Annotated in this window: 25 protein-coding genes and 1 pseudogene; 11 read left to right on the top strand and 15 right to left on the bottom strand. The window is 61.0% G+C overall.

Translation table 11 applies throughout. The annotated features are described in order from the left end of the window. Positions 1 to 71: 71 nt before the first annotated feature. Positions 72 to 2,177, top strand: a complete 2,106-nt coding sequence (locus tag G489_RS0110335; protein ID WP_029041490.1) for a molybdopterin-containing oxidoreductase family protein — start codon at positions 72 to 74, stop codon at positions 2,175 to 2,177. Here G489_RS0110335 and G489_RS20020 read toward each other — a convergent pair. Then, positions 2,174 to 3,133, bottom strand: a complete 960-nt coding sequence (locus tag G489_RS20020) for an omptin family outer membrane protease (RefSeq protein ID WP_051332523.1) — start codon at positions 3,131 to 3,133, stop codon at positions 2,174 to 2,176. The genes G489_RS0110335 and G489_RS20020 overlap by 4 nt on opposite strands. A gap of 132 nt (positions 3,134 to 3,265) precedes the next feature. After that, a complete protein-coding gene (locus tag G489_RS0110325) occupies positions 3,266 to 4,027 on the bottom strand; it encodes a sulfite exporter TauE/SafE family protein (protein ID WP_029041489.1) in 762 nt (253 codons plus the stop codon). Between the two features lie 182 nt (positions 4,028 to 4,209). Here G489_RS0110325 and G489_RS0110320 point away from each other — a divergent pair, with 182 nt between their 5' ends. Next, positions 4,210 to 4,920, top strand: a complete 711-nt coding sequence (locus G489_RS0110320; protein ID WP_029041488.1) for a glutathione S-transferase N-terminal domain-containing protein — start codon at positions 4,210 to 4,212, stop codon at positions 4,918 to 4,920. 43 nt (positions 4,921 to 4,963) lie between these two features. Here G489_RS0110320 and G489_RS0110315 read toward each other — a convergent pair whose 3' ends face one another. From G489_RS0110315 to G489_RS0110305, 3 genes and pseudogenes are all read right to left on the bottom strand, one after another. After that, positions 4,964 to 5,338 carry a DUF2147 domain-containing protein gene (locus tag G489_RS0110315; protein ID WP_029041487.1) on the bottom strand — a complete coding sequence of 125 codons (375 nt, stop codon included), beginning with the start codon at positions 5,336 to 5,338 and terminating at the stop codon, positions 4,964 to 4,966. A 103-nt stretch (positions 5,339 to 5,441) separates the two neighbouring features. Beyond that, positions 5,442 to 5,920 (bottom strand): annotated as a pseudogene (locus G489_RS20015) (DUF2938 domain-containing protein). Positions 5,921 to 6,010: 90 nt separating this feature from the next. Continuing rightward, complete coding sequence (locus tag G489_RS0110305; protein WP_029041486.1) at positions 6,011 to 6,832, bottom strand: caspase family protein; 822 nt, start codon at positions 6,830 to 6,832, stop codon at positions 6,011 to 6,013. A gap of 398 nt (positions 6,833 to 7,230) precedes the next feature. Between G489_RS0110305 and G489_RS21840 the strand changes: the two genes are divergently transcribed. Genes G489_RS21840 through G489_RS0110290 form a run of 3 tightly spaced genes read left to right on the top strand, consistent with a single transcriptional unit; the run spans position 7,231 to position 11,020 of the window. After that, positions 7,231 to 8,610 carry a glycosyltransferase gene (locus tag G489_RS21840; RefSeq protein WP_162142424.1) on the top strand — a complete coding sequence of 460 codons (1,380 nt, stop codon included), beginning with the start codon at positions 7,231 to 7,233 and terminating at the stop codon, positions 8,608 to 8,610. Beyond that, on the top strand, positions 8,607 to 9,878 hold the full coding sequence (locus G489_RS0110295; RefSeq protein ID WP_029041485.1) for a glycosyltransferase: 1,272 nt from the start codon (positions 8,607 to 8,609) through the stop codon (positions 9,876 to 9,878). Before G489_RS21840 ends, G489_RS0110295 begins: the two co-directional genes overlap by 4 nt. Continuing rightward, the gene (locus G489_RS0110290; RefSeq protein WP_029041484.1) at positions 9,878 to 11,020 is read left to right on the top strand and encodes a polysaccharide pyruvyl transferase family protein; all 1,143 of its coding nucleotides are present in this window, start codon (positions 9,878 to 9,880) and stop codon (positions 11,018 to 11,020) included. The genes G489_RS0110295 and G489_RS0110290 overlap by 1 nt, the downstream gene beginning before the upstream one ends. A gap of 8 nt (positions 11,021 to 11,028) precedes the next feature. Here the strand turns inward: G489_RS0110290 and G489_RS20005 are convergent, their stop codons facing one another. Continuing rightward, positions 11,029 to 12,459, bottom strand: coding sequence for a DUF2793 domain-containing protein (locus tag G489_RS20005; RefSeq protein WP_051332521.1), 1,431 nt, complete (start codon positions 12,457 to 12,459; stop codon positions 11,029 to 11,031). A 152-nt stretch (positions 12,460 to 12,611) separates the two neighbouring features. On the opposite strand from G489_RS20005, the gene G489_RS0110280 reads away from it, so the two are divergent. Further along, entirely contained in the window at positions 12,612 to 13,400 is a 789-nt protein-coding gene (locus G489_RS0110280) for an ABC transporter permease (protein WP_245578879.1), read from the top strand. Beyond that, complete coding sequence (locus tag G489_RS0110275; RefSeq protein ID WP_029041482.1) at positions 13,400 to 14,122, top strand: ABC transporter ATP-binding protein; 723 nt, start codon at positions 13,400 to 13,402, stop codon at positions 14,120 to 14,122. The genes G489_RS0110280 and G489_RS0110275 overlap by 1 nt, the downstream gene beginning before the upstream one ends. Before the next feature lie 24 nt (positions 14,123 to 14,146). Here the strand turns inward: G489_RS0110275 and G489_RS20000 are convergent, their stop codons facing one another. From G489_RS20000 to G489_RS0110245, 6 genes are all read right to left on the bottom strand, one after another. Next, a complete protein-coding gene (locus G489_RS20000; protein WP_155889362.1) occupies positions 14,147 to 16,828 on the bottom strand; it encodes a glycosyltransferase in 2,682 nt (893 codons plus the stop codon). 20 nt (positions 16,829 to 16,848) lie between these two features. Beyond that, positions 16,849 to 17,868, bottom strand: a complete 1,020-nt coding sequence (gene rfbD / locus G489_RS19995) for a dTDP-4-dehydrorhamnose reductase (RefSeq protein ID WP_081691510.1) — start codon at positions 17,866 to 17,868, stop codon at positions 16,849 to 16,851. Next, positions 17,796 to 18,863 (bottom strand): dTDP-glucose 4,6-dehydratase, encoded by a 1,068-nt coding sequence (gene rfbB, locus G489_RS0110260; protein WP_029041481.1) that lies wholly within the window; start codon positions 18,861 to 18,863, stop codon positions 17,796 to 17,798. The genes rfbD and rfbB overlap by 73 nt, the downstream gene beginning before the upstream one ends. 24 nt (positions 18,864 to 18,887) lie before the next feature. Next, positions 18,888 to 19,448 (bottom strand): dTDP-4-dehydrorhamnose 3,5-epimerase, encoded by a 561-nt coding sequence (rfbC, locus tag G489_RS0110255; RefSeq protein ID WP_029041480.1) that lies wholly within the window; start codon positions 19,446 to 19,448, stop codon positions 18,888 to 18,890. Beyond that, positions 19,448 to 20,323 (bottom strand): glucose-1-phosphate thymidylyltransferase RfbA, encoded by an 876-nt coding sequence (gene rfbA, locus G489_RS0110250; protein WP_029041479.1) that lies wholly within the window; start codon positions 20,321 to 20,323, stop codon positions 19,448 to 19,450. The genes rfbC and rfbA overlap by 1 nt, the downstream gene beginning before the upstream one ends. Positions 20,324 to 20,420: 97 nt before the next feature. Then, the gene (locus tag G489_RS0110245) at positions 20,421 to 21,359 is read right to left on the bottom strand and encodes a glycosyltransferase family 2 protein (RefSeq protein ID WP_029041478.1); all 939 of its coding nucleotides are present in this window, start codon (positions 21,357 to 21,359) and stop codon (positions 20,421 to 20,423) included. A gap of 681 nt (positions 21,360 to 22,040) precedes the next feature. Between G489_RS0110245 and G489_RS0110240 the strand changes: the two genes are divergently transcribed. Further along, positions 22,041 to 23,348: a tyrosine-type recombinase/integrase gene (locus tag G489_RS0110240; RefSeq protein WP_081691509.1), complete on the top strand. Its 1,308-nt coding sequence runs from the start codon at positions 22,041 to 22,043 to the stop codon at positions 23,346 to 23,348. Here G489_RS0110240 and G489_RS0110235 read toward each other — a convergent pair. Continuing rightward, complete coding sequence (locus G489_RS0110235) at positions 23,342 to 23,635, bottom strand: hypothetical protein (protein ID WP_029041476.1); 294 nt, start codon at positions 23,633 to 23,635, stop codon at positions 23,342 to 23,344. The genes G489_RS0110240 and G489_RS0110235 overlap by 7 nt on opposite strands. A 101-nt stretch (positions 23,636 to 23,736) precedes the next feature. Here G489_RS0110235 and G489_RS21835 point away from each other — a divergent pair, with 101 nt between their 5' ends. The 3 genes from G489_RS21835 (at position 23,737) to G489_RS0110220 (ending at position 25,005) form a co-directional block, all read left to right on the top strand. Next, a complete protein-coding gene (locus G489_RS21835; protein WP_051332519.1) occupies positions 23,737 to 24,558 on the top strand; it encodes a hypothetical protein in 822 nt (273 codons plus the stop codon). Further along, positions 24,555 to 24,746, top strand: a complete 192-nt coding sequence (locus G489_RS0110225; RefSeq protein WP_029041475.1) for a hypothetical protein — start codon at positions 24,555 to 24,557, stop codon at positions 24,744 to 24,746. The genes G489_RS21835 and G489_RS0110225 overlap by 4 nt, the downstream gene beginning before the upstream one ends. Before the next feature lie 73 nt (positions 24,747 to 24,819). Then, entirely contained in the window at positions 24,820 to 25,005 is a 186-nt protein-coding gene (locus tag G489_RS0110220) for a hypothetical protein (protein ID WP_029041474.1), read from the top strand. A 60-nt stretch (positions 25,006 to 25,065) separates the two neighbouring features. On the opposite strand, the gene G489_RS0110215 is transcribed toward G489_RS0110220, so the two are convergent. After that, complete coding sequence (locus tag G489_RS0110215; RefSeq protein ID WP_029041473.1) at positions 25,066 to 25,497, bottom strand: hypothetical protein; 432 nt, start codon at positions 25,495 to 25,497, stop codon at positions 25,066 to 25,068. Between the two features lie 63 nt (positions 25,498 to 25,560). Continuing rightward, positions 25,561 to 25,803, bottom strand: a 243-nt coding sequence (locus G489_RS22570) for a hypothetical protein (RefSeq protein ID WP_035872366.1), incomplete at its 5' end; no start/stop codon positions are given.

Raw genomic sequence — 25,803 nt, 5'->3', positions numbered from 1 at the left:
GGTCTGCGCATAAACTGCGCTGGACTCACTCATTCGGGTCCGCATGGCGCGCCCGGGAAGAAGCCGATCTGATGAACAAGCCGACCCCGATCCGGACCGCACGGTCCGTTTGCCCGCATGACTGCCCCTCGACCTGCGCGCTCGATGTCGAAATCATCGATGAGCGCACGATTGGCCGCGTTCGCGGCGCCAAGGACGATCCCTATACCGCAGGCGTGATCTGCGAAAAGGTCGCTCGCTATGCCGAGCGCCAGCACCACCCCGAACGGCTGACCCACCCCATGCGCCGCACCGGCCCCAAAGGCAGCGGGCAATGGCAGCGCATCAGCTGGGATGAGGCGCTTGACGAGATCGCCGAGCGGTTCCTGGCGGTCGAGCGTGAATATGGCGCCGAGGCCGTGTGGCCCTACAACTATGCCGGCACCATGGGCCATGTCATGCGCGACGGCCTGCAGCGCTTGCGCAATCTAAGGGGCTATTCCAACCAGTATGGCACCATCTGCTCGATGATCTCCTGGGCCGGTTTCATCACCGGCACGGGAAGGCTGGGCGGTCCCAACCCCGAGGAAATGGCGAAGTCTGATGTCGTCGTGATCTGGGGCACCAACCCGGTGCATACCCAGGTCAATGTGATGACCCATGCCATGAAGGCGAAAAAGGAACGCGGAGCAAAGATCGTCGTGGTCGACATCTACAGAACCGCGACCATGGCCCAGGCGGATCTGGGGCTTGTTCTGCGCCCGGGCACCGACGGCGCGCTCGCCTGCGCGGTGATGCATGTCCTCTTGCGCGATGGGTTGGCGGATCGCGATTTCCTTCGCGATTACACGGACTTCTCCGCAGACTTTGAATCACATCTGGCGACGCGTTCGCCCCAATGGGCGGCACCCATCACCGGGCTCTCGGTCGATGAGATCGAGGAGTTCGCGGCATTGGTTGGCTCGACCAAACGCTGCTTCTTCCGGCTCGGCTATGGCTTCACCCGCCAGCGCAATGGCGCTGTTGCCATGCACGCCGCGCTCTCGATTCCGGCGATGACGGGCGCCTGGCACCATGAGGGCGGTGGGGCATTCCATTCCAATTCCGGCACCTGGGGGCTGGACAAATCGGCCATCGAAGGCACGGGCGTCTCCAAGGGCAAGCGGCGCATTCTCGACATGTCCGAGATCGGACCGGTGCTGATGGGCGAGGCCAAACCGCTGGCCTATGGTCCGCCGGTCAAGGCGATGCTGGTGCAGAACACCAATCCGGCGGTGGTCGCCCCCGAGCAGGGCAAGGTGCGCGCCGGGCTGATGCGCGAGGACCTGTTCGTGGTCGTGCACGAGCAATTCATGACCGAGACAGCGGAACTCGCCGATATCGTCATTCCGGCAACCACCTTTCTCGAGCATGACGACATCTACACCCGTGGCGGACACACCCGCGTGCTCTATGGCCCCAAGCTCGTCGAGGCGCCCGGTGAAGCACGCTCGAACCATTGGGTCTATCGCGAGCTGGCCAAACGGTTGGGCGACCCCGACGATGTGTTTGAACTGAGCGACCGTGAACTGGTCGAGAAAACGCTCAAGGATTCCAACTATCCCGAAATGGCCGAGATGGCGGAAACCGGTTTTGCCGAACGCGCCCTGCCGGATGACAAGGCCCATTACCGCGACGGCTTCGCCTGGCCGGACAGGCGCTATCGCTTTGAACCCGACTGGGAGCAGACAAGACAGCTCAAGGCCGTGCATTGGGTCTGCGATCCCGCGATCATGCCGCGTTTTGCCGAGCATTGGGACGTCAACGAACCTGTCGACAATGACCACCCGTTCCGCCTGGCCACCAGCCCGGCCCGGACCTTCCTCAACTCGACATTCTCGGAAACCCCCGGCAGCCAGAAGCGGGAAGGGGAGCCCAAGGCCTTCATCCACCCCATGGATGCGGCCCGGCTGGACATCGCCGAAGGTGATTTGATTCAGTTGGGCAACCGGCGCGGGCAAGTCTTTGTGAAGGCGGCGTTTTTCGACGGTCTTCAGACCGGCGTCGTGATCGTCGAGGGTTTGCACAAGAACCGCTCGCACAAGGACGGCTGGGGCATCAACACGCTGATCGGATCGGACCCGGTGCCGCCCTTTGGCGGCGCGGCCTTTCACGACTGCACGGTGTGGGTGAAGCCCGCAAGCGATACGGCTGGCTAGAAGGAGCCCTTGAGCCCCGCTGAAAGCCGGATGCTGCGGTAGTCGCCGCCACCGCCATTAGGGAAGGTGGCTGAAAGGTCTGTCAGCGTGTCGGTGACGATAGTATCGGCCCGGGTCGCAAAGACCTTGTCGAGCCCGGCCGATGCGGTGAGCGCGGCGCGCTCGCCCAGCGCAAGCTCGGCCCCGGCTTCGACCCCGGCAGTGGGTATCGGATACCAGACGTCGAGAAAGTTGAGATCGCGCAGCCAGTGATCATCGTCGCCTTTGGCGCCGATCGCCACCCCGACGCGGCCTGACAGCCTTAGCGTTAGCGCACCCTCGGTCATCTCCGCGTCGAGCGCCTGGTAGATTTCCGGAATGGTCTGGCGATAGGTGATGCCCATCACCCCGTCACCGATCGAGCCCGGCGTGTCGCGGAAGCCGCCGACCGAATAGAGATAGGTACCGCCATAGGCGGTCCATTGCGTATCGGTATAGCGCGCCCCGCCGCGCAGCCCGACCGAAGCGCCCTCGTCCTCATAGAGCGTGCGAGTAACAGCCAGATCAGCGGAGAAGTGATGGTCGAGCCGCGTGTCGGGATGCTGCGAACGGTGGCTCCAGTCGTCCGGCCCGGTGCCGGTCGCATAAGGTGCGAGCCAGTCATAGTCTTCCATGTAGCCATCGCCGCCCCAGGCCACGGTGCCCCAAGCCACGGTGCCCTCCACGCGCAGGCCCCACCCGTCGCGCAGGGGGATGTCGACCTGACCGGTTGCAGCCGGCGACCGGCTTTGCCAGATCAGCTGGCTGATCTTGGACGAGCCCGAATAGACATATTCGTTCGCCTCGATATCGATGACGCCCATCTCGGCGGTCACGCTGACCTGGTCGCCCGCCAACGCGATGCAGGGAGAGGCGACGATAGCCACACTCAGCAGGGCAGCACGGCAGAGAAGCGGGACGTGAACTCGAAAAACCATGGCCAATGGGGGCTTCTGCCCGTCCTTCACTCGACATAGTGGGCGGCATGTATCCTGCCCACCGCATTGCCGGATGATGAACGAAAGTGGTTGCCACAAGGTCAACGCCGGGTGGCATAGACGCGGATCGCCTCAGGTGCCCGAGACGAAGAACCAGATCGTCAGCCCCACGCCATAGACGATGACGAAGGCACGGATGGCGGTGCCCGGAATGCGGTGGGCCAGCCGCGCGGCGAGATAGCCACCGGTGACGACACCGACGACCGCGACGAGCCCCGCGCCCCAATCGATGGAGCCGTTGAGCGCGAAGCGGGCCACCGCAATGACCGACACGCTGGAGGAGATCACGAGCTTGAGCCCGTTCATCTGGTGCACATTGGTGAGGCCGGACAGCGCCAGATAGGCCAGCAGGATGATGCCCAACCCGGCATTGAAGAACCCGCCATAGATGCAGATCGCCAGCAGCAGGATTCCCAGAACGCCCAGCCCTGCGATCCTGAGGCGAGCATGTTCACCGGAGCGGCGCGCCAGCCAGCGGTTGAGCATGCCCCCAAACGCAAAGGCGGTGACGGCGAACGCCATCAGCCAGGGCACGAGCGCGGAGAACTGCTCGTCAGAGGTCATCAACAGCACCTCAGCGCCGATATAGCCCCCGACAAGGGCAATGCCGGCATAGATCAGGAGGCGGCGTTTCTGGCCGGCCACATCGCGCCAATAGCCCGCAGCCCCGCTGATATAGCCGGGCAGGGCGGCAAAGGTATTGGTGGCATTGGCCGAGATCGGCGGCACCCCGGCCAGCAAAAGCGCCGGAAACACGATGAACGACCCGCCGCCGGCCAGCGAGTTGAGCGCTCCGCCCGCAAACCCCGCCAGCAGCAAAATCACCAGATCCATGAGGGCTTTCCTTTTATCGTAGAATCACGATGATTTGTGTTTGATCGGTCAGGGCATGTGTGCCACAAACCGGTCGCCCCTTCATTCACCGGCGCGCGCCAGATGCCCGCCGACCGTGTTCAATGATTGAAAAGCCCGACCGGGCCGCCCTTTGGCCGGTACGGCGACAAGGATTTGACCCCATGACTATTCAGCAGAGCAAGCCCATCGATCTTTATTATTGGACCACGCCCAACGGCAAGAAGATCTCGATCATGCTTGAAGAGCTGGGCGTACCCTATACCGTTCACCTGATCCATATCGGGCGCGGCGACCAGTTCGCCCCCGACTTTCTGAAGATTTCCCCGAACAACAAGATCCCCGCCATCCTCGACCCCGAGGGCCCGGGCGGCGAACCGATTTCGGTGTTCGAATCCGGTGCGATCCTGAAATATCTCGCCGAGAAATTCGGCCGGTTCTATCCCGAGGACCCGCGCGAACGCGTCAAGGTCGATGAATGGCTGATGTGGCAGATGGGCGGCTTTGGCCCCATGCTCGGTCAAAACCACCACTTCGTGCAATACGCGCCCGAACGCATCGAATACGCCATGAACCGCTATGTCGAAGAGACGCGCCGCCTTTACGGCGTGCTCGACAAGCAGCTCGAGGGCAAGGACTACGTGACGGGCGAGTTTTCCATCGCCGACATGGCCATTATCGGCTGGGCGCTGGGCTGGAAAAATCAGCGTGTCGACATCGACAGCGTGCCGAATGTGAAGGCCTGGATCGCGCGCATGGAAGCGCGGCCAGCCGTGGCCCGCGGTCTCGCCGTCGCCAGCGAGGAAGCCGACAAGCTGAAGGCTGACAAGGAATACCAGGCGGCCCCGGTTCAGGTGAACCAGAACGCGGCCTGACTGGTCCTGCCGACGAGAATGAGGCTGGCGGGGGCCTCTCCCGTCAGTCGACCTTCTGCCAATCCTCGATGACGCAATCGGTGTCGATAGGCGCGCAGCCGCGAAGCCGCAGCGTGCCCTCGCTCACCAGTTGCGCGATACCGCGCCGCATCGTGCCGCTCGCCGGATCATGCATCACGGCCTGCCAGACCCGTGGGCCGGCGCCGTGCTCGAGCATCAATGCGGGCTGGGCGCCGCCGGCATCGGCAAAACCGCAATAGGCATTGCCGCAATTCTCGATGGCCACCATGACGCCATTGGGTGTGCGCCAGACCCCGTTGAGGTCTGCGGCCAATGCCGCACCGCCACTCAGAACGCCAGCGACAAGCGCCACCGCAGCCGTCATCAATCGGGATGTGTGCGAAAGGGTCCGCGCCATTCCGGCCTCCTGCCACCGCTCCACGCGGCAGCCGACCCGGAGAACCGGGTCATGTGCCGCAAATCAGACAATGCCCTGAATCTGTGATCGAATTGGGGCCGGCTCACATGAGCCAGGCCCAAACGACCGCCGACCCATAGAGCCCCAGGCCGAACACCAGATGCATGATCAGCGTGTGCAGCCGGGCCATGCCAGGACGCGGGGTGCGTGACGCAAAGAGCCCGGCGCCGAAGGCCGGCTGCAGGATGAGGAAGGGTGCAGTTGCGGTCAGTAGTCCGGTGATAAGCGCGGGCAGGAGGGTCGGCGCCTCAAGCCAGCTTTCACCAACAGCCAGCAGCATGCCGAGCGCGAAACCGCTGCCGATCCTGTGCCGAACAGCGCTTCTCCCGGCACAGGATCGGCAGCGGCGATGCTGGCGTGTCGAAACTGGCCACGCCGCATGTGACCCAGCCAGCGGCCCACATAGCGGTAATCGAGCGGCGGAACGCCGATGAGACGAAGGCGGACGACCGCCCAAAGATCGCCGACAAGGCTGGCGCCGACGCCGATGACAATGGCGTCGATTAAAAGGCTCGGGGACATAGGCACCACTCCGGATGAATCGCCGGCGGAGGTGCCGGCAGCCCGGTGCTAGCACTTCAAGTCAGCTTGAGGTCAAGGGCTGCCCTCGGCTTACCGCGTGGCGGAGCGTTCCTGGGCGGCATTCTCGATCAGCGCCGGATTGAGCGCGGGAATCGGGACGGTGTCGGTATCGAGGAACATCATCAGGGTTTGCGGGCCGTTGCCCGCGGAGCGGAGGCGGGAGAAGGCCTCGCCAAGCGAAACCACGCCGTCCGGACCGAGCACATCCTGATCGACATCGGTGCCCAGCAACATGTTGCGGCCATCCATCGCGATGCCGTGGCCGACGAAATAGAAAGCGACGGCGCCATTGTCCGAATGGCCGGCGGCGAAACGATCGATCGCATCCAGCATTTCAGCCGAGGTCAAATCGAACAAGGAAGTCACCTCGAAGCCGAGCCCCTTGAGTGTGTTGGCGACAAGCTGGGCATCGCCCACCGGGTTTTCGAGCGCCTGCACCTCGGCATAATCCTGATTGGCGATGATCAGCGCCCGCGCATTGCCCCCGGCTGCGATGGTCCCGAGCGAGGCATTGCTGTCGAGCTCGAGATAGGCGGTGGGCGCCTGATGGCCATCGGACAGGGCCTTTACACGGGCCCGAAGCGCGATCAGGGCGTCTGACAGCGGAAGCTCGGGAACGCTCATGACATCGGCAAACGCAGCTGCGTAAGGCCCATGGGTGGCATCACCCGGCTGAGCATCGAGTGCGGTGCCAAAGCCGGCGCCGTAGCTGATGACGATCTGCTGGTTCTCAACCGGTGCACCGGACGGGTTGGGCGGTGCGATGGCCGCCCCTACCGGCAGCGCTGTCACGCTGAGCCCGCCTGCGAGCGCGATGGCGCCGAGCCCCGTGAGCAATTTCCTTGAAATCATGACGTCCTCCCTCTGTGCCACTCCCGTGCGCAACCTTAGCACGGGCATGTTCGACCGGGGGAGAGGTGTTCGGGAGTCGGACGGGTACGGATGCCCGGCGTATCCAGCAAAGCGCGAGAATGAAGCTTCCGTCAGTATTTCACATATTGAAAAATACGTTGAACGAGCATGTATAGAATTGGGAATATTTGATAAAAACTATAAGTTGATATCCATAAAATCAGATCTTAAGCGTGACAATTGATTCCGAGTAGTTTTCCGTATCCGGCTTTTCGCCGAAAGTGTTTTTAATCACGTGAGTTGTATTCGGGATGCTGAATGTTCGCTTGTCTCCGCCCGAATTTGCAAGAACGCTCTTTCGGCAGATTCCACCCAGGCTGCAGGTTCCACTCCGGCAATTGCTGACGACCGAACCATTTCTGCAGCATGCGGCAGCGGGCCGGAGCCCGAAATCCGCTTCCGGGCAGGCAGCTGGCCACATCGATGCCGCGATCCGGGGGGCGGACGGCTCGCTCACTGTTGCCGGCTGGTCCTTGCCTTATGATGCTACCGATATTGTGCTGACGGGTGACGGGAACCAGACCTGGTCGATGGCGCATGCCCATCCGGTCCATCGCCCCGACCTGGCCGAGGTGTTTGGCGCGTTGCACGGGGCCGGCGCGCAGAGAGGCGGATTCATCACCCGCATCGAGAATGCGGGACGAGCGAAATGGGTGTCGCTGCGCCTTGGGCGGGGGAGGGGGAAAATCCTGTCGACCGCTGCGACCGATGCCGGCGTTAGCGATCCTGTTGTTCTTGCAAAACGTCTGTTCTCGGTCCCGACCCCGCAGCACAAGCTGGTGGCGCGGTTTGCCGAGATCGACGGCCCGCAGATCGCCGCTTCACTCCGGGCGCGCAACGATGCGCTCGCCGCGCTGGCCGTGGAACGGCAGAACTTTGGTGAGCCGCCTGTCCGGCCTGAGACCAGCATTGTGGTTCCACTTTACGGCCGCTGGGATTTTATCGAGCATCAACTGCTTGCCTTTGCGCACGATTCCGGCCTGCGGAACGATGTCGAACTCATCTATGTTCTGGACGACCCGGACCTTGTTGAACCCGTCACTGCAGCCAGCGAGGAGTTGTTCAGGGTCTACGGCGTGCCCTTTTCCCTGGTTTGGGGGCATGCCAATCGCGGCTTCTCCGGCGCCAGCAATCTGGGCGCCAGCCAGGCCGCCGGGCGGTTCCTGATCTTCCTCAACAGTGACGTTTTTCCAAAGGCGCCGGGCTGGGTCGAGGGCTTGACCGGACTGCTGAAAGCGCGGCCTGAATTCGGCGTCGTCGCGCCGCGCCTGCTGTTTCCCGATGGCGGGCTGCAGCATGCCGGGATTGCGTTCCGCTGGAACAGCACACTCGGAACCTGGATCAACGACCATCCTCTAATGGGGTTGCCGCCATCGGCGGACACAACCCGGGGGTTGGTGGAACGACCCGCGGTTACGGGCGCGTGCATGGCAGTGCGGCGCCATGAATTCGAAGCGTTGGGCGGGTTCGACACCGGCTATCTGATTGGCGATTTCGAGGATAGCGACCTATGCCTCAAATACCGGCAGAAGGGCCTGTTGCCCGGCTACACGCCCGATGTCGAGCTGATCCATCTCGAGCGGCAATCGCTTAATGGCATAGGTGACGCCGGCTTCCGCCAACAGGTCGTTGTTCTCAATGCCCTGCGCCACTATCGGCGTTGGGGGAACGCCATCGAACGACTGGCGGACGGTCCCATACTCGCGGCGGCGCAGTGAGCCAGCAGTTGCGTATCGCCGTGGTCGCCCACGGTCACCCGGATTTTGACGTTGGGGGCGCCGAAATCGCGGCCTACAATCTGTTCACGGGCTATCGGGAGCAGGCCGATGTGGCGGAGGCGGTTTTTCTCGCAGGCATGCGGCGCCCGGGGCAGAGCGCCACGGGGCTGATCTCTGCCCGCCGGGAGCACGAATTTCTGTGGAACCGTGAAATGCACGACTGGCATCTGTTCCGGGGCCTTGGCCGGGATGAGGCCGGTCATCGGTTCAGAGCCTGGCTGGAGCTGGTGAACCCCGATATCGTGCATGCCCATCACTATGCGCATCTCGGCATCGAGATGTTCGAGTTGATCAGAAGGACCTGCCCTCAAACCCGCATCTTCCTCACGCTTCACGAGTTCCAGGCGATCTGCAAGAACAACGGCCAGATGGTGAAGCCGGGCAGCGGCCGGCTGTGCAGCCACGAAAGCATCGAGGACTGCCATCGCTGCTATCCCGATGTCAGCCGCGAGGATTTCTGGCTCAGAAAGAATTTCATCCAGCGCAATTTCGACTGGGTCGACGGCTTCGTAGCACCATCCGAATTCCTGCGGCAGCGCTATATCGACTGGGGCATCGCGCCTGAGCGGATCACGACTATCGAGAACGGCCAGATCCCTGTGGCGCCCGCGCCGCACCGGGAGCCGGGTCGGGACGGACTGCGCAATCGCTTCGGCTATTTCGGCCAACTGAACCCCTTCAAGGGGATCGATGTCCTGCTCGATGCACTGTCCATCGCGCACCGACAGGGCGAGGCGCCTTTGCATCTCGAGGTCCACGGCGCCAACCTCGATCTGCAACAACCCGACTTCATCACCCGGATCGAGGCCAGCCGCGACGCGCTGCTCCCTCATGGCTGCCTGCAATGGCATGGCCCGTATGAGCCACAGGACCTGCACCGCCGCATGCGGGGCGTCGATTGGGTCGTGATCCCCTCAATCTGGTGGGAGAACTCGCCCATGGTTATTCAGGAAGCCTTTGCCCACCGCCGACCCGTGGTGGTTTCGGATATTGGCGGCATGGCCGAAAAGGCGGCTGGGGCCACCGAACACACCCGCGTCGAGCCCCGCAACCCGCTGGCCCTTGCAGAGACAATGGTCAAATTGGCAAGCGACCCGGGAATCTGGGAACAGAATGTGAAACGGATCAAACCACCCATAACGGTGGCCGAGAGCGCCGCCGCGCATCTCGACTGGTTCGGGCAGATAGCGGCAAGGACGGTCGCCTGATGGGGGAACCGTTCATTTTTGGCCTGCCTCACCGAGTTGATGGGCACCCGTTTCTGGCCACGGAGACGCTGTACAGCCGCGTCGGGCATAATACTGGGAACCTGGCATTCCAATATGCCATTCATCGCTTATTGGGGGGACGCTTGAACCAAGTCCCTTGGAGTGGTGACAAACACACTATCGAAACCGCGGGTGACATAGGTGTGATCCCTGCGGCGAATCAGTTTGGCGCGCACGTAGACTACGGTGATCTCGCGAAAAGCGTTGGGACCCTCTCACAGAAGCTCGTGATGATCGGTTTGGGTAGCCAGAGCGATGTGGACGGCAAAATCCCGGAAGTACCAAAGGGCACAGTGGACTGGGTCAAAGAGATTGCAAAGCGCGCCCCTTCCGCCGCTCCAAATATAGCAGTGCGTGGTGCCTTCACTCTGGAAGTTCTCAAGCACTACGAATTGTCCGAGCATGCCACCGTACTCGGGTGTCCTTCCTTGTTTATCAATCCTGATCCGGAACTGGGACGCTTAATCGAACGTCGGATCAGACCGCCCAAGCGGTTTGCAGTGGCGGCGGGCCACCAAAGTTGGAGGCACCTTCGTCACATCGAAGCGTCACTTGGACGGCTCGTGTCCGTTACTCACGGTTCGTATGTCGGACAGCATGCACTTCCCATGCTTAAGCTGACGAGAGGCGAAGCGGTTGAACTGGAAGAAGTCGAACTTCGGGCGTGCAGAGATTATGTTTGCCCTGAGATGGACCTGGACGAGTTCGTGGTGTGGGCCGATCGTCACGGAAACGTGTTTTTCGATGTCGATTCCTGGATCGAACATTATCGACGGTTCGATTTCGTTGTGGGAACAAGGATTCATGGGGTGATGCTGGCGCTTCAAGCCGGAATCCCAGGTCTTTGCATCGCGCACGACTCAAGAACACTGGAGTTGTGCAGGACAATGATGGTCCCGCACGTTGTTGCGCGGGACGTCAGGTTGGGCATCTCACGCGACCAGATGATGGAACTTTTCCAATTCGACGGAAATGCATTTGACCGGAATAGGAGAATGCTCGCCCGTAGGATGTCTGACTTCCTGTCAAATAATGGGATCTTGAAGCCCAAGATTTTGGAGACGATCGCCACCCAAAGCTGATTGTGCCGTCAATTGAACTGACCACCACTCGTTTCAATCCCGGGGTCGTCGTTCGGAAAGTAGTTCGGATTCCCACTATTCGAATTCACAATCCCATTCAACTGCACCACATACCGCCGTCCCCCGGTCGCTGAGCCGATGAACGTGTTGGCATGGGCGAACACCACGCCACCGTTATTGGCCAGCGCCACGACGCCGATATCCGGGGCGCTTGAGAAGTCGAGCGTGGCACCGGCGATCGTCAGGTAGCCGTTCCGCCCGGCATAGAGAAGTGAATAGCACTGGTCTGCGGCGACAAGCGTGCCCTTCAGTTCGATCGTTGCCAGCGCGTCCGCCATCAGCGAATGGGAGCGGCCTGCGCCGGACACCTTGTTGTTGGTGACGAGATCAATGCGGGCGCCGGCGAATGCCCGGATCAGATTGGTGGTGTTGGTGCGCGTGACCGTCAGCCCTTCGAGCGCGATGCGCGTGCCGTAATTTTCGACATTGATGACGATGCTGGAGCCGACATGATCCGCGATCACGCATTGATCCAGGTCGCCCGTGTTGCCCCTGACCGTGATCGTGCCTGCACCGACCTGCGGATTCACCGCATCGAAGCCGTCATAGGTGCCCGGCGCCAGCTGGATGGCCACATCGTGCCCGCCAAGGTCGAGCGTGCCATAGACCGTGTCCACTGCATTCTGGATGGTGGCAAAAGCCGTGCCGCTGGTCAGCCCGTCATCCGCGTCATCGCCAGCCGGGGAGACGTGGTAGGTGCGATCGGCGAAAAGAATCTCGCGCACACCGCCGGAAGGAAAACGGACACGCCCATTGGCGCTGTCGATCACGAGGCCTTCATGCCAGGCAGCGCCATCGCCGCTCACCTTGACGCGGAAATCATCATCGCCCGAAAGGCCCATCTCGGCCCGGCCGCTCCAGCCCGACTGAAACAGAAGCGAGGCGGTGTCGACCGGGGCCTGTTTATTGATGACGGTGCGCATGTCGCCGGAGCCGGGCGTAACATCGTCATGACTGAGGAGGATCGCATCGGACTTGACCGCGAGCCGATTGGTGGCATCGGGTGCGGTGTTGACGCCGAATTGCAGAACACCGCTTCTGACCGCCGCGGGGACCCAGGCCCCCGCCTCGAATGCCAGCAGCGCGCCTTCGTCGACCACCCAGGCCAACCAGCCCGGGCCGGGCGTGATGAGCATCCACGCACCGTCCTCATAGACGGCGATATGACCCTGCATGTCGGTCCAGTCACCGGTCGCACCATCGGCAATGATGTATCGCGCGCCTTCAACGGGTTCGGCTGGCGGTTCGGTGACAATGCGCGTCAGCACGTTGAGCTGGACCAGGGCATCGAGGGTCCGAAGGGCTTGGTTATGGGTGATGTGCTTGAGCGCCTGGTTGGCAGCGATATAGGGCAGGCCGAGTATCGGGGTGGAGGTCATGGGTGTTATCCTTGTCGGCAGGTTCCCCGGCAGCCTAAGCTTGGCGTTTCGGGGCGGGGATAACTTGTCGGTCTCAGATTGGCGGCGGCGTGAGCGCCGTGCTAGCAGTGCGGCCCAGCAGGTTGAGCGGGTTTGAAAGTGCAGTGGGGCAGATGGGCAAACTGATCGCAGCCGCGCTGGCCGATATCCGCGAGGCCCTGCGTTTGCGCGCCGTCTGGATTGCGCTGGCCAGCGAAGACATAGGTGATCAGCACAAACGCACCACGCTCGGGCCGTTCTGGCTCTTGCTCAACTACCTGATCTTCATCGGCACGTTCATTGTCGTGTTCGGCGGGCCCGCAGGGGAGGGTTTGTTCGCGGCCTATGCTGCGACGGGCTTGTTCGTCTGGTTCTACATCATGGACATACTGGGCCAGAGTGCAGCGCTCTTTGTGAGGGAAGAGAGCTTCATCAAGGGCACGATCCTGCCGCTCACCACCTATGTGCTGCGCCTGACCATGCAGTCGGTCATCCGCTCCGGCTACGCCCTGATCGGCTGTGCTGCCATTCTCTTGCTGATGCAGGTCCCGATTACCGCCACCTGGTCCTGGTCGATCGTCGCGCTCGGGATCATCATCCTGGCAACCCCGCCCACAATTCTGATCCTGGCCCTCATAGGGGCTTTTTTCCCCGACATGCAGTTCATCATGCAAAATGCGGTGCGCGTGGGCATGTTTCTCACCCCCACATTCTGGGGGTTCGATGAGGTGGTCGGCTGGCGCGGCGTCCTCTATCACTGGAACCCCTTCACCTATTTTCTGGAGATCTTCCGGCAGCCCATCGTCTTTGACACGGTTCCCGTCTTTGCCTTGGGCTTCTGCCTTGTTGTCGTGCTCGTGTTATGGGCCATTGCCATCCCGCTGCTCGGGCTGTTCCGCAAGCAAATTGCATTCATGATCTGATGGTTTCCATTTCTGCCCGGAATATCGGCCTCAACTATCGCATTCCCAGAAAGCTGACCCTGGCGCCACGTGACCGGCGCATGGCCGCCGGCGGGCGCATCGAATCCAGTGGCAGCGGGAGGATCGTCAAGGCGCTTGAGGGCGTGACCTTCTCCTTGCGGTCGGGCGACCGCTTGGGCCTTGTCGGACCCAACGGCGCGGGCAAGACAACGCTGCTGAAAGTGCTCTATGGCATTTTCGAACCCAGCGCCGGAGAGCTGCACATCGACGGGCGCGTGGATGCCCTGTTCAACATCACGCTTGGATTTCGTACCGAGGCCACCGGTCGCCGAAACATTGAACTGCGCGGACTGATCAATGGCTGGACCAAACAGCAGATCGCCGCCCGGATGGACGAAATCATCGAGTTCTCCGAGCTCGGCGAGTTTATCGACATGCCTTTCAAGGCCTATAGCCAGGGCATGGCGGCCAGGCTGGCATTTTCGGTTGCCACGACGCTACAGCCGGAAATCCTCTTGATGGACGAATGGATCGGAGCGGGCGATGCCGGGTTCCAGGACAAGGCCACGGCGCGCATGGACGAGATTGCCCAAAAGGCCGGCATCATCGTTCTCGCCAGCCACAACCAGAGCCTGATCGAACAGACCTGCAACAAGGTGCTCCGGCTTGAAAAGGGCCGGGCAGGGGAAGTCTTGCCGATCGGTGAGTATGCGCGCGACTAGGCTGAGAACGGCCTTTTCATAACATCAATGCCGGTTTGAAAACCGATCCTTGGCCAGCCCGTAGAGAGCCAAATCGTATTTGAGGTAGTCCCAGAGCACATCGCGGAAACGCTCACGGTCGATATGTTTGCCGTAATTCATGGCATTCTTTCGGATATCTCCGGTCGGAAGTGACAGGGAGTATCGCTGCGAAAGCAAAGCGATGGAACGACCAAAGCACTCGGTCAATCCCACGAACTCGAACTGCTCAAGAGCTTCTTCGGCCTCGGAAAGATCTTCGTCCGTGAGAAATCTGCTGATCGGAGCCGGCAGGAAATAGCGCGTCTGGCAGTTCTCGAACAACGCCAGACTGATTGGGTTGCCTTCGTTGCGGGTCAGGTACGTTCGAATGTCATCGGGATCTTGGAGGTCCACATTCCGCAAATCATCGCTCAGTAGCCTGATGGCCTCGCGCTTTTCGATGAATGCGCGATGTCGGGGCTCGATCGTCTGCAATCTCACCCAGTTCAGATGAGACCGAAGCTGATCGATCGGATCACGCAGAAACGTGATGCTGTTGAACGCGATACCCTCTGAAATTCGCTTGAATTCCGGGAAATGGACATGGCCCGAAACGAACCGGCTATCCCGCAGTTCGTTGTTGGACAGAGTCTTGCCTTCAATGTGCGAAAGGGCCCGTCCGCCGAAAGCGTCATGGAAGGCGTGGTTGATCGAGGAACCCGCAGTCTTGGGAATATGCATGAAGAACAGACGCGGCCCGTTCTGGCCGGCGGGCATCAAACGCAATTGTCTGCGTTCGTCATTCGGGGAGAAATGACCGGGCAAAGACACCCGGGGTGGACAGGCAAATGACGCATCTGCGCCATCCAGGCCGAGATTGGGGTTGTAGGCGGGATCGCGTTCAATCCAGGCTCGCCATCTGCGCCGCAATTCATTCTGCTCACGCTCAAATCGCTCGCGATTTTCTGGCGCGGTATCGTAACCCCTGGTTCGGGACTCGTGGTGGTAAAGCACCGCTTCTGGCGTCCAAGAATTGTGGAATCCTGCCTCCCGAACGCGCAGGCAGAAATCGACGTCGTTATAGGCAACTTTGAAGTCCATCTCGTCGAGCCCGCCGAGATTTTCATAAATCGATCGCCTGACAACGCAGCAGGCTGCCGTGACCACGCTAACTTCGTGCGCCAATTCGAGGCGTCCCGCCGCTCCTGGCGATGAAGCGGGATGTCCCAGATGTATGTGCCCGGCATGACCACCAAGCCCCATAACCACACCTGCGTGTTGAATGGTTTCGTCGGGGTAGAGCAGCTTGGCGCCAACCACACCGGCATCGGGCTGGATGGCCAGCGCGACCATCTCGGAAAGCCAAGCCGGTGATATCACTTCTGTGTCGTTGTTGAGGAGGCAGATCAACTCGGATGTGACCTGACCGACCGCGAAATTGTTGATCGCCGAAAAGTTGAAGTCGCCATCATACTGGATCACCCGGATGCCGTTCTGTGCGGCCAACTGGTCGAGATAGGCCAGCGTGTCCGTTTCATTCGAGCCATTATCGACGATGACGATCTCGAAATCAGGGTAGTCCGTTCGCGCCAGAATGCTGTCGACACAACACTCCAGAAGGTCCCTCCGGTTCCTTGTCGGGATGATGATGCTGACCGGCGGTGCGGGATCGGGGAGGGCGAACCGAACGCGCGTCATACCGCGATTGCCGATTTCCTCAACGCTTGCAGCTTGTCCGGTGCGCGAAAAATGCTCGGTCAGTGCCCGCAGTGCCGCGCTCGTCGCATAGTCCTTTTCTCTCGGGCCCCTTGCGGTCGACCCGGCGATCGCCCGCCAATGATATAGGACGCGCGGAATGTGGAGGATGGCGGCGCGATCGACGCGTTCAGAACAGCGCAGGATCAGATCGTAATCCTGTGCCCCTTCGAAGCCGGTCCGGAACCCTCCAACCGCAGAAACAAGGTCTCGCCGGTAGACCCCGAGATGCGAGAACATGTTGTGCCCGCAAAGAAGCAGCGGGTCCCAGTCGGACTTGAAATAGGGGTCGAACCGGTTGCCTTCCTCGTCGATCTTGTCTTCATCCGAAAAGATAAGTTGCGCTTGCGGATTGGCCAAAATGGTCTCGACCACGCAATAGAGGGCATGGGCGGGCAGAAGGTCATCGTGATCGAGCAACGCAATCCAATCGCCTGTCGCGAGGTCGAGTGCGGAGTTTGAGGCCCGAGATATATGGCCGTTTTCTTCCCGGTAAGTCACCTTGATGCGGGGGTCGCGCTGCGCAAACTCCTCTAACACCTGACGTACACGCGGCGCGGTCGAGGCATCGTCGGCAATACAAAGCTCCCAGTTGGAATAGATCTGGTCGATCACGCTTTGAATGGCCTCCCGCAGAGACACCTCCGGCGGATTGAAGACGGGCATCACAAGTGACACGAGCGGCATGTCGTCAAATGCCTCGATCTGCGCGCGCATGGCATCGAAGTCGGACTTGCCGAACGTGTCATATGTTTGGACCCAGCGGCCATAGTCATGGGCGTGGCTGCTGGCGCGGTGGAGGGCGACGCGCAAGGCGTCGCGCAACCCTCGAATGCCCTGATCAGAAAGCAGGTCTCTGGCAAAACCGAAGGCACGGCGAAGGGAGGACCAATTGCGCGTGTGTTTGCGCAACATCCTGAATGCACCCACCACGCGCGATGCAGCAGTCACTTTGTTCTCCGTTTCCCGGCTCACTGCCTTTTGGTTCCTTTTGGACTGGAATGACTAGCCTGTTCCGGGTCTTCCTGGACTTGCCATTGGTTCGACAGCCTCTGGAGGCACAACCGTAGGGAGTGGTGCCAGTGCGGAGCCGTTACCCCGAAGACACGCGTGAAGCGGGAACAGTCGAGCCGTGAATTGGCAGGGCGCCGGGCCTTCGTTGGGTATGCACTCGAGGGAATGGACACCACGGTGCAGGAAGGCCCGCCCAGTCCCGCGGAGAGGGCAAATGTTGCCTCAGCCAATTCTGCCCAGCTGGCCTGGCCTGCTCCGGCAAAATGGTAGATGCCCCAGTCGGCAAACTCTGGCTCTGAATTCAATCTGTCCGAAATCGCCAGGACCGCATCCGCGATGTCGAATGCCGAGGTTGGCGAGCCGACCTGATCATTAACCAGGTTGACCTCGCCCTGCTTGGCCGCCAGCGCCAGCATGGTCTTGACGAAATTGCGCCCGAAAGGACTGTAGACCCAGGCCGTGCGCAGGATGAGGTGACGGGGATTGGCCTTAGCAACAAGCTCTTCGCCATCGAGCTTGCTGCGCCCATAGATACTATGCGGGTCGGGCTTGTCTTGTTCGGAATAAGGCCGCCCGGCGTCACCCGAGAAGACATAATCAGTCGAGATTTGAATGACCGGCACGCCAAGGTGAGCCGCCGCCCGGGCGACTGCTTCGGCTCCCAGGGCATTGACCCGATGTGCCAGTTCTGGCTCGTCCTCGGCGCTATCGACCGCGGTATAGGCCGCCGCATTGACGACGAGGTCGGGGGCGGTCTCGCCGATGGCGGAGGCAACCGATTCCGGGTTGGCAAGATCGAGGTGAGGGCGGCCAAGCGCCACCATGTCGATGTCGGGCCGCGCAGTGGCGCGCTCCTGTAGTGCCCTTGAGACCTGGCCTTGCGTGCCTGTCACAACAATGCGGGTCACGGCAAGTTCTCCGGGCGTCCCAATCGTTCGCCCGCATAGCGTTCCGTACGGAGCGGCCGCCACCACCATTCATTCTCCAGATACCACGCGATGGTGGCTTCCAGTCCGGTCTCGAAACTGTGCGCCGCATGCCAACCAAGCTCGCGTTCGATCTTGCCCGGATCGATCGCATATCGCCGGTCATGACCCGGACGATCATCGACCATGGTGATCATCTCGCGGTGACTGTGCCCGCCCTTACGGGGCGCCATGGTATCGAGCAGTGCGCAGATGGCCTCGACCACATCGATATTCCGGCGCTCGGCGTGTCCGCCGACATTGTAGCTTTCGCCCGGGCTGCCAGCGGCGGCGATCAGTTCAAGTGCCGCGGCGTGGTCTTCGACGAACAACCAGTCCCGGGCGTTTTCCCCCTTGCCGTAGACGGGCAACGGTTTGCCGTCCAGCGCATTCAGAATGACAAGCGGAATGAGCTTTTCGGGAAACTGATAGGGACCGTAATTGTTCGAACAATTTCCGAGGACGACCGGCAGGCCGTAGGTCCGGTGCCAGGCGCGAACGAGATGGTCTGATCCGGCCTTGGACGCTGAATAAGGCGAGGACGGATCATAGGGCGTTTCCTCGGTGAACATGCCGCTGTCGAAAGGGAGATCGCCAAACACTTCGTCGGTCGAGACGTGCAGGAACCGGAACCTGTTGCGCCTGTCGCCCTTCAGCGTTTCCCAATAGGAGCGGGCCGCATCAAGCAGCCTGAATGTGCCGACAAGATTGGTTTGAATGAACGCCTCGGGCCCGTCGATCGAACGGTCGACATGGCTCTCGGCCGCAAGATGCATGACGACATCGATTTCTTCGGCCGCCAGAAGCTCGCCCAAACCGTCCGCGTCACAAATGTCGAGCTGAACAAACCGGTAATTGGGGGCATCGGCGATGGTCCGAAGCGACTGCAGATTGCCTGCATAGGTGAGTTTGTCGACATTGACGACGCGGTTTCCAGGATCGCCGGCCAACCGGCGGCAAACCGCCGACCCGATAAATCCTGCCCCTCCGGTGATCAGATATCGCATGACTTGTACTCTCGGATCGGCCTGTCAAAGGTCCGTGCTGGCATCGATCTCCGAAAGCCGGGGTGCTTCCCGATCCTTTTCGGAGAGGACCGGTTGATCGGCAGATCCGGGCCAGTCGATCGCGATGTCCGGGTCATCGAACCGGATCGAGCGCTCATGCTCGCGCGAATAGTAGTCCGACACCTTGTAGAGGACTTCGGTGTCCGGTTCGAGCGTCAGGAATCCGTGAGCGAACCCTGCCGGGACGAAAAGCTGATTGCCCTTGCTGGCGGTCAATTCAAGCCCCACCCACTGCGCGAAGGTTGGCGAACCTTTGCGGATATCGACAGCAACATCGAAGACCGCGCCGCGCACGACCCGCACCAGCTTGGCCTGGGCAAAAGGGGCGAGCTGATAATGCAGGCCTCTGAGTGTGCCCACCTTGCCGGACAGGGAATGGTTGTCTTGCACGAAATCGACATCGACGCCGTTCCCGGACCAGAGGGCCTTGTTGTAGACCTCGGAAAAGTAGCCGCGCGCGTCCCCGAAACGATCGGGGACCACTTCGATGACATCGCGAAGGGCAAGCGGACTGAAGTGCGGCATCAAGAGAGCTCCTTCACCCGTCGCCGCAAATAGGCGGCATAGTCACACTGCCCCAGCTCATGAGCGCGAGCCAGCACGGCCTCGCCGGTCAGCCACCCGCTTTCAAGCCCGACTTCCTCAGGGCAGGCGATCTTGATGCCCTGGCGCCGTTCGATTGTCTGAACGAAGGCGGACGCTTCGTGCAGGCTGTCGGGCGTGCCGGTGTCGAGCCAGGCATAGCCGCGGCCCATCTTGGCGACTTCGAGTTCGCCCCGCTTGAGATAAGTGCGGTTCACATCGGTGATTTCGAGCTCACCGCGGGCGGATGGCGTGATCGACCGGGCAATGTCCACCACGTCCCGATCATAAAAATAGAGCCCGGTCAGCGCCCACTGGGACTTGGGAGTGGCAGGCTTTTCCTGGATATCGATGGCCTCGCCTGTCGAGGGATCGAATTGTACTACGCCGTATCGCTCGGGATCACTGACCGAATAGGCGAACACGGTGGCGCCCCGCGGGCGGGCGATCGCGCTTTCGCACAGCTCGGAGAGGCCCGCGCCATAAAAGATGTTGTCGCCAAGAATAAGCGCGCAATCGTCATTGGCGATGAAGTCTTCGCCAATAAGGAACGCTTCAGCCAGCCCGTTCGGTTGGGGCTGCACGGCATAGGACAATGAAATCCCGAACACCGATCCGTCGCCAAGAAGCTGGGCAAAAAGGGGAAGGTCTCGCTCGGTGGTAATGACCAGAATATCGCGGATTCCCGCCCGCATCAGCACGCTGAGCGGGTAAAAGATCATCGGCTTGTCATAGACCGGCAAGAGTTGTTTCGAGACGGCCAGCGTCATCGGATAGAGCCTCGTTCCTGCCCCGCCTGCAAGAATAATGCCCTTCATGTCGACCCTTAATAAAACTTGCTGGTTATTGCAGAATTCAGAAAATTGATACTGGTGGCCAATGTATATAGCGTATTTTTGCTAGAGAAAAACCAGCTCATAGCCAGCCCATCGCCACGGCGATACCGAGGCTCATTGTGCCTAGCAGGGTCTGCCGGTAAAGGCGAGAGCGCACAAGCGATAAGGGCCGGGCTATCGGGCCTTTCTGTCTCATTGCCCTGAAGTCCGCGATCAGGTTGCGGGCTTCGGTGGTCATGTGAGGCTCGAGTTCGGCCAGACCGGTCAGATGGATGTCCATCCACTGCCGAAACCGGCCTTGCCGAAGGGCGGTGGCACGCCGCAGGCGTGCCAGGACGGTGTCGTTGGCACCCAGCACATTGTCCTGATGCTGCCGATAATCGATATGCGGCGTTGCATCGTAGCGCACGATGCCCCCGCAAGCGGTGACCACCAGATAGGCCCACCAATCGTGCGAGACGAAGGGGTGGTTGCGCGAAGCCATGCCGACGAGCTGTGCGGCCTTGGCATTCATCACCATGGTGTTGCCGCCGCCAATGCTCTGAACCAGCGCGTTGTGAACCGAAGGCGGTTTTCGGAACAAGGGCGACATGCGCAGGTAATTGCCGGCTGCATCGACATAGCGGGTTCTGCCGCAATAGAGCGCCGGCTTGTCCGATTGGCTACCCAGCCAGTTGATGGCGACTTCCAGCTTCTCAGGGTGCCAGATGTCATCCTGATCGGAAAACGCAACAAACGCATGTGACTGCCCATGAGCGATGAGCAGGTGGCGATAGTTTTCCGAAAAGCCCTTTCCGGGCCCGGACAGGACCTCGAATTGTCCCTTCTTCCATCCCGCCGCAGCCTCGGCCAGCAGGGCCTGTGTGCCGTCGGTCGATCCGTCGTCGGAAACGATCAGATCCAGCCTGGGGATCGTCTGGGCTTGGATTGAAGCGATCTGCTCGGCCAGGAAAGGAGCACCGTTATATGTCCCCATCAGGACAGCGGTTTCCGCCCGGTCGGTAGTCGCAACGCTCATGCAAGGGGATCCGGCTTTGGGTTACTGGGGGATCGCGAATTCTGCACAGTGCCATCCCCTTGGGAAGTCGTGCAACTCAGCGATATCAGATGGATAGGCGAAATCGGCTCGAAATGTCACCCGGTCGGGATGCATTTCCGCGTTACCGCGCCGCGCATTCATCGCCCCGAGAGACTGGAGCGTCACCGATCTTCCGCCGCGAGGCAAATGCTCAGCCAATGCGGGATGATTGGATAAGTGACCGAAAAATCGGCAATAAAAGCGATACCGGCACCACTGGATGTACCGGCAACCGGGCATTTCGCGAAGCGCGTTGAGGCTGGGGCTGATGTGGGGTTTGGGGGAATAAACTGGGAATGGCGGAGAGAGGGACGAAGTTCGAACCCGGAGATTTTTGCGTTCCTGCCATTCGAGCATAGCTCTCATGGCCTTCCTGCGCTCGCAAACCTCCACCGGAAGTTTGCGTTGGCAAGTGCCAACCGCTTGGAAGTGGCGGAGAGGAAGTCCGCCAAGAAGCTGTTTCACGCCGTCCCAAGATTCGCGATGATCCATCTAACGGGCCGATAATCGGCTGTAATTGTTGGATTTTTCCTACAATTTGTTTCAGGGTGTCCCATGTTGTTTCACCGGATCGCCACGGATAAGTGGGGACGGAAGTGGGGACAGGGAGATTCTGATAGCATGACAGGCCAATCCAATACGCGGGCCCGGCGCGGTCTCAGGAATCAATTGCCCGGCAATATCCTCCGGCAGAACCTCTCGCCCGGTCGCTACAACGACGGCGGCGGGCTCTATCTGCTCGTGCGTGAGAATGGGCAGTCGTGGGTGCTTTTCTTCAATCGGCATGGCAAGCGCCGTGAGATGGGCCTCGGGCCGGCTGGGGACAAGAAAGGGCAGGTCAGCCTTGTGGAGGCCAGGCGTAGCGCGGATGAAGCGCGGGCGATCGTTCAACAGGGCGGAGATCCTATCGCGCATAGGAAGCATGAAGCCGACCTTGCTCGAAGAGCAGGTCAGGATGAAGCCTCCCAGATCGTGACGTTTGGCCAGATGGCCGACGCCTATCTGGACGGTGGCAAGGTTGGGGGAAAGCAGATCGCTGGGCAGGCCAGTGGCTTTCGCAACGATAAGCACGTTGCTCAGTGGCGAATGACCCTGGGCGATGCCTATTGTTCCTCTATCCGGTCAAAGGCGGTGGCAGAGATCTCGACCGAAGATGTTCTCGGCATCTTGCAGCCAATCTGGCAGTCCAAGAACGAAACAGCATCGCGCATCCGCGGACGAATTGAGCGCGTCCTTGATGCTGCGAAGGCCGCGGGCTTTCGTGAGGGCGAAAACCCGGCGCGATGGCGTGGCCATCTCGCCCTGCTGTTGCCGAAGCGTCAGAAGCTCCAAAGGGGGCACCACGCCGCTCTGCCCTACAAGGAATTGCCCGACTTCGTGGCACAGCTAAGGACGCGCGATAACATGAGCTCGATTGCGCTCGAGTTTCTTATTTTGACTGCCGCCCGTTCGGGGGAAGTCCGCGGGGCTGAGTGGGCAGAATTCGATCTCGACCAAGCGGTTTGGACCATCCCGGCAAATCGAATGAAGGCGGGACGCGAGCACCGCGTCCCGCTCACCGACCGGGCATTGGAGATCTTGTCGCAAGCGACGCAGCTGTCAGGAGACGAAGGGCTCGTTTTCACCAGCGGTCGCGGTCAGATGTCAGATATGACCCTGTCCGCTCTCCTGAAACGCATGGGCCATTCTGACGTAACGGTCCACGGTTTTCGCTCATCATTTCGCGACTGGGCTTTCGAGGTCTCCCGATACCCCCGTGACATTGCGGAAGCCGCCCTCGCGCATGTATTTGGCGATGCGACCGAGCGGGCCTATCGGAGGGGAGATGCGCTGGAAAAGCGCCGCCGCATGATGGCTGATTGGGGGGCGTTTGTCGGCAAGGAAGTTGGCAAGGTCGTCCGCCTTCCAAGGGCGAGGCGTGATCACTGACGCCAGGGATCAGCGCGCATCCAGTCTTTGATGAGTTTTCCCTTTGTCAGCCAGGTGACCAAAACCACCAATGAGCAGACAACCACCCACAATGCGGCGACCCATAACTCGCTAAAAGCCCTCCAACCCAAAGGGTTCAATGAGCCATAGGCGATTGTCACCGCCAACATAATCTGAACGTGTGCGAGCAGCGGTGAAATCCGCAGCCAACGGGCCATCAGTATCAAGATTGTGTTGATCGGCACCGATACCTCCATCTCGTCTGCCAAGGATTTCAGCACAGGCATCCATTGCTTCTCAAGTCTTGCTGGATTCCAGCACAACAGGGTGTGGACTTCTTCCGCGCAGCTCCATAACTGCAGACCTTCCAATCGCAAGGGAGGTCAAAATGCCGAAGAAAAACAGTGACTTTGACGCCGACATGATCGAGCGCGCCGACCATTTCCGGGTCAGCATTTTCCTCGGCGTCGGCAAATACGACATTCGAGAGTTTTCCAATCTGCCCGCGGCCCGCGAGGGCGCGATCAAGATGCAAGCCGAAATCAAAAACGGACGGCGCGGCATGATCTACGCCGTTACCCCCGAGGGGCGCGCCGCCTTTGTGCCCCCGAGCTATCAGCCTCAACCCATCAAAGAAGGAGAGACCGCCATGACCACCGAAACCAAGCTGACCGCCCTCGAAATCGCCCGCCTGACTGCCGTCATCACCGGGGGTGGCTACAAGCGCGCCAAATCGAAGGACGCCGCGATCAGGCGCTTTCTCAAGCTGGCCGATGAGGCCGGCATCAGCCAGCCGACCGCAAACCTCGATATGAGCTTTGACGCCGCGAAGGCCGATCTTGAGGCGCAACTGAAGGGCGCACCTTCCCCGGACAGCGAGCCCGCCGAGACGGCGCCCAAGACCAAGAGCGACAAGGCCGATCAGGCCCCGAAAGACAAGCCCAAGAAGCCGCTGGGCAAGCGGGCCGCGATCCTCGCCGCCGCACAGGCCGGCGAAATGCCGACCCCGCCAGATTTCAGCGCCAAGACCCACACCCGCTTCCGCCCGAAGCTCGCGCAAGTTGTCGAAATGGCCGAGGCCGGCAATCTGGAAGGCCTCAAGGCATTCGAGATCAATCCGATTTCGAGCAGCCCCAAGGCCATCGCGAAATACCGCGACCTTTGCGTGATTGCCCTTGAGGCACAAGCCAAGGCGGAGAAGGCCGCATGACCGAAGCTGACGAGATCGCCCGCGCACTCATTGCGGGCGGGACGGAGCTCGGGGCAGAAGCCCCCAGCTTTGACAGCATCGAGGCCGCCCGCGCATGGATCACAGAGCGGTCACCGGACTGGCGCGATTGGGTCGGCCACCAAATGCTCGACAACATCGCCGAGAGCCTGGCGCTACGATCCCGGTGACATTCCAGAAGGTCGAAAGGCCCGCCAACCGGCGGGCCTTTTTGTCGGCGCCTGCCTAGGCCGGGCTATAGGCGTGGCGGAACTGACCGCTGTGGGCAATCTCATAACCCTTGCGCTGATTTGTGCAGTCTTCGGCATCGCTGGCGGCTTTCCCGAGTGGAAAAATGGAAACGAAACTGTGTTTTTTCAGCGCAAAAAAACGCTGAAATATCGGGGGCGTCTTGCCCCGCGCAAAGCCGGGCGCCCAAAAGGTACCTAAAGCCCCCGGGGGGAGGGGCGCCTCATGGCGCCCCCCACGCGCCTGTGGCCAGCCTTTGCACTAGCGGCCCGCGTTGATCCGCTCGGCGGCAGCTTTCCAGCCAGCCACAGCGGCTCCGGGGGTAGCCTTGGCTCCCTCGTCGTGCTCGCCCTTGGCTGTTGCTTGGGCGGCATCGTCGGTGCCGATTGCGGGATGGCCGCGCTTTGCGTTCCTTTCGGCGACCACCTTGTCCCATCCGTGATTGTCGTCGGATGCAGTCGCCTGGGCCGCGCTGGTTTCTTCCGCCGCGACAGGCGGCTCGGATGCATGGCTCTGGCTTTCGGCCTCGCGCCTGGCCTCGGCCCGATCCGCAAGCGCAATATCGGCTGCGATATGGGCGTAGGTCTGCGCATCCCTCTCATCGGCGCCGACCTGAATGGCGCTGATGTGGGCGTCGGTGTAGGCCGCCGCCCAGGCAGGGTCGTTCTGGTTTTCCAGCGTTTCGCGTTTCATTTTTTCTCCTTTTCGGTTGCTGCTCTTTTGGCGCGGGCATGTGCTGGTGAAGGTGCGGCGCGTCTATTTGAATTCCTCGGCGAAGAACCTCTCGACAGCTTTGATTTCGGCCTCGCGTTTTTGGCGGCGGTGCTGCTTCTCGGCTTCACCGGCAACGGCGATTGCCGCCGTCCAGTCGGCGGCGATCTTGCGGGCCGCCGGGCCGTGCAGGCCATAGGAATGCAGGAGCTCAAGAAACCCACGCTTGCGCTCGTTCCAGATCGGGACGGCTGCCGGTCTGGAACCGGGGGCAAGAAGATCAAGGGC

Source organism: Cucumibacter marinus DSM 18995 (assembly GCF_000429865.1).
GTDB lineage: Bacteria > Pseudomonadota > Alphaproteobacteria > Rhizobiales > Devosiaceae > Cucumibacter > Cucumibacter marinus.
This window is presented reverse-complemented; position numbering and strand designations above follow the sequence as displayed.

Bases quoted from the DNA above. Each gene is read 5' to 3' on its own strand.
- G489_RS0110335 (WP_029041490.1), top strand. From the start codon at position 72: ATGAACAAGCCGACCCCGATCCGGACCGCACGGTCCGTTTGCCCGCAT.
- G489_RS20020 (WP_051332523.1), bottom strand. From the start codon at position 3,133: ATGGTTTTTCGAGTTCACGTCCCGCTTCTCTGCCGTGCTGCCCTGCTG.
- G489_RS0110325 (WP_029041489.1), bottom strand. From the start codon at position 4,027: ATGGATCTGGTGATTTTGCTGCTGGCGGGGTTTGCGGGCGGAGCGCTC.
- G489_RS0110320 (WP_029041488.1), top strand. From the start codon at position 4,210: ATGACTATTCAGCAGAGCAAGCCCATCGATCTTTATTATTGGACCACG.
- G489_RS0110315 (WP_029041487.1), bottom strand. From the start codon at position 5,338: ATGGCGCGGACCCTTTCGCACACATCCCGATTGATGACGGCTGCGGTG.
- G489_RS0110305 (WP_029041486.1), bottom strand. From the start codon at position 6,832: ATGATTTCAAGGAAATTGCTCACGGGGCTCGGCGCCATCGCGCTCGCA.
- G489_RS0110290 (WP_029041484.1), top strand. From the start codon at position 9,878: ATGGGGGAACCGTTCATTTTTGGCCTGCCTCACCGAGTTGATGGGCAC.
- G489_RS20005 (WP_051332521.1), bottom strand. From the start codon at position 12,459: ATGACCTCCACCCCGATACTCGGCCTGCCCTATATCGCTGCCAACCAG.
- G489_RS0110280 (WP_245578879.1), top strand. From the start codon at position 12,612: ATGGGCAAACTGATCGCAGCCGCGCTGGCCGATATCCGCGAGGCCCTG.
- G489_RS0110275 (WP_029041482.1), top strand. From the start codon at position 13,400: ATGGTTTCCATTTCTGCCCGGAATATCGGCCTCAACTATCGCATTCCC.
- rfbD (WP_081691510.1), bottom strand. From the start codon at position 17,868: ATGGTGGTGGCGGCCGCTCCGTACGGAACGCTATGCGGGCGAACGATT.
- rfbB (WP_029041481.1), bottom strand. From the start codon at position 18,863: ATGCGATATCTGATCACCGGAGGGGCAGGATTTATCGGGTCGGCGGTT.
- rfbC (WP_029041480.1), bottom strand. From the start codon at position 19,448: ATGCCGCACTTCAGTCCGCTTGCCCTTCGCGATGTCATCGAAGTGGTC.
- rfbA (WP_029041479.1), bottom strand. From the start codon at position 20,323: ATGAAGGGCATTATTCTTGCAGGCGGGGCAGGAACGAGGCTCTATCCG.
- G489_RS0110245 (WP_029041478.1), bottom strand. From the start codon at position 21,359: ATGAGCGTTGCGACTACCGACCGGGCGGAAACCGCTGTCCTGATGGGG.
- G489_RS0110240 (WP_081691509.1), top strand. From the start codon at position 22,041: ATGACAGGCCAATCCAATACGCGGGCCCGGCGCGGTCTCAGGAATCAA.
- G489_RS0110235 (WP_029041476.1), bottom strand. From the start codon at position 23,635: ATGCCTGTGCTGAAATCCTTGGCAGACGAGATGGAGGTATCGGTGCCG.
- G489_RS21835 (WP_051332519.1), top strand. From the start codon at position 23,737: ATGCCGAAGAAAAACAGTGACTTTGACGCCGACATGATCGAGCGCGCC.
- G489_RS0110225 (WP_029041475.1), top strand. From the start codon at position 24,555: ATGACCGAAGCTGACGAGATCGCCCGCGCACTCATTGCGGGCGGGACG.
- G489_RS0110215 (WP_029041473.1), bottom strand. From the start codon at position 25,497: ATGAAACGCGAAACGCTGGAAAACCAGAACGACCCTGCCTGGGCGGCG.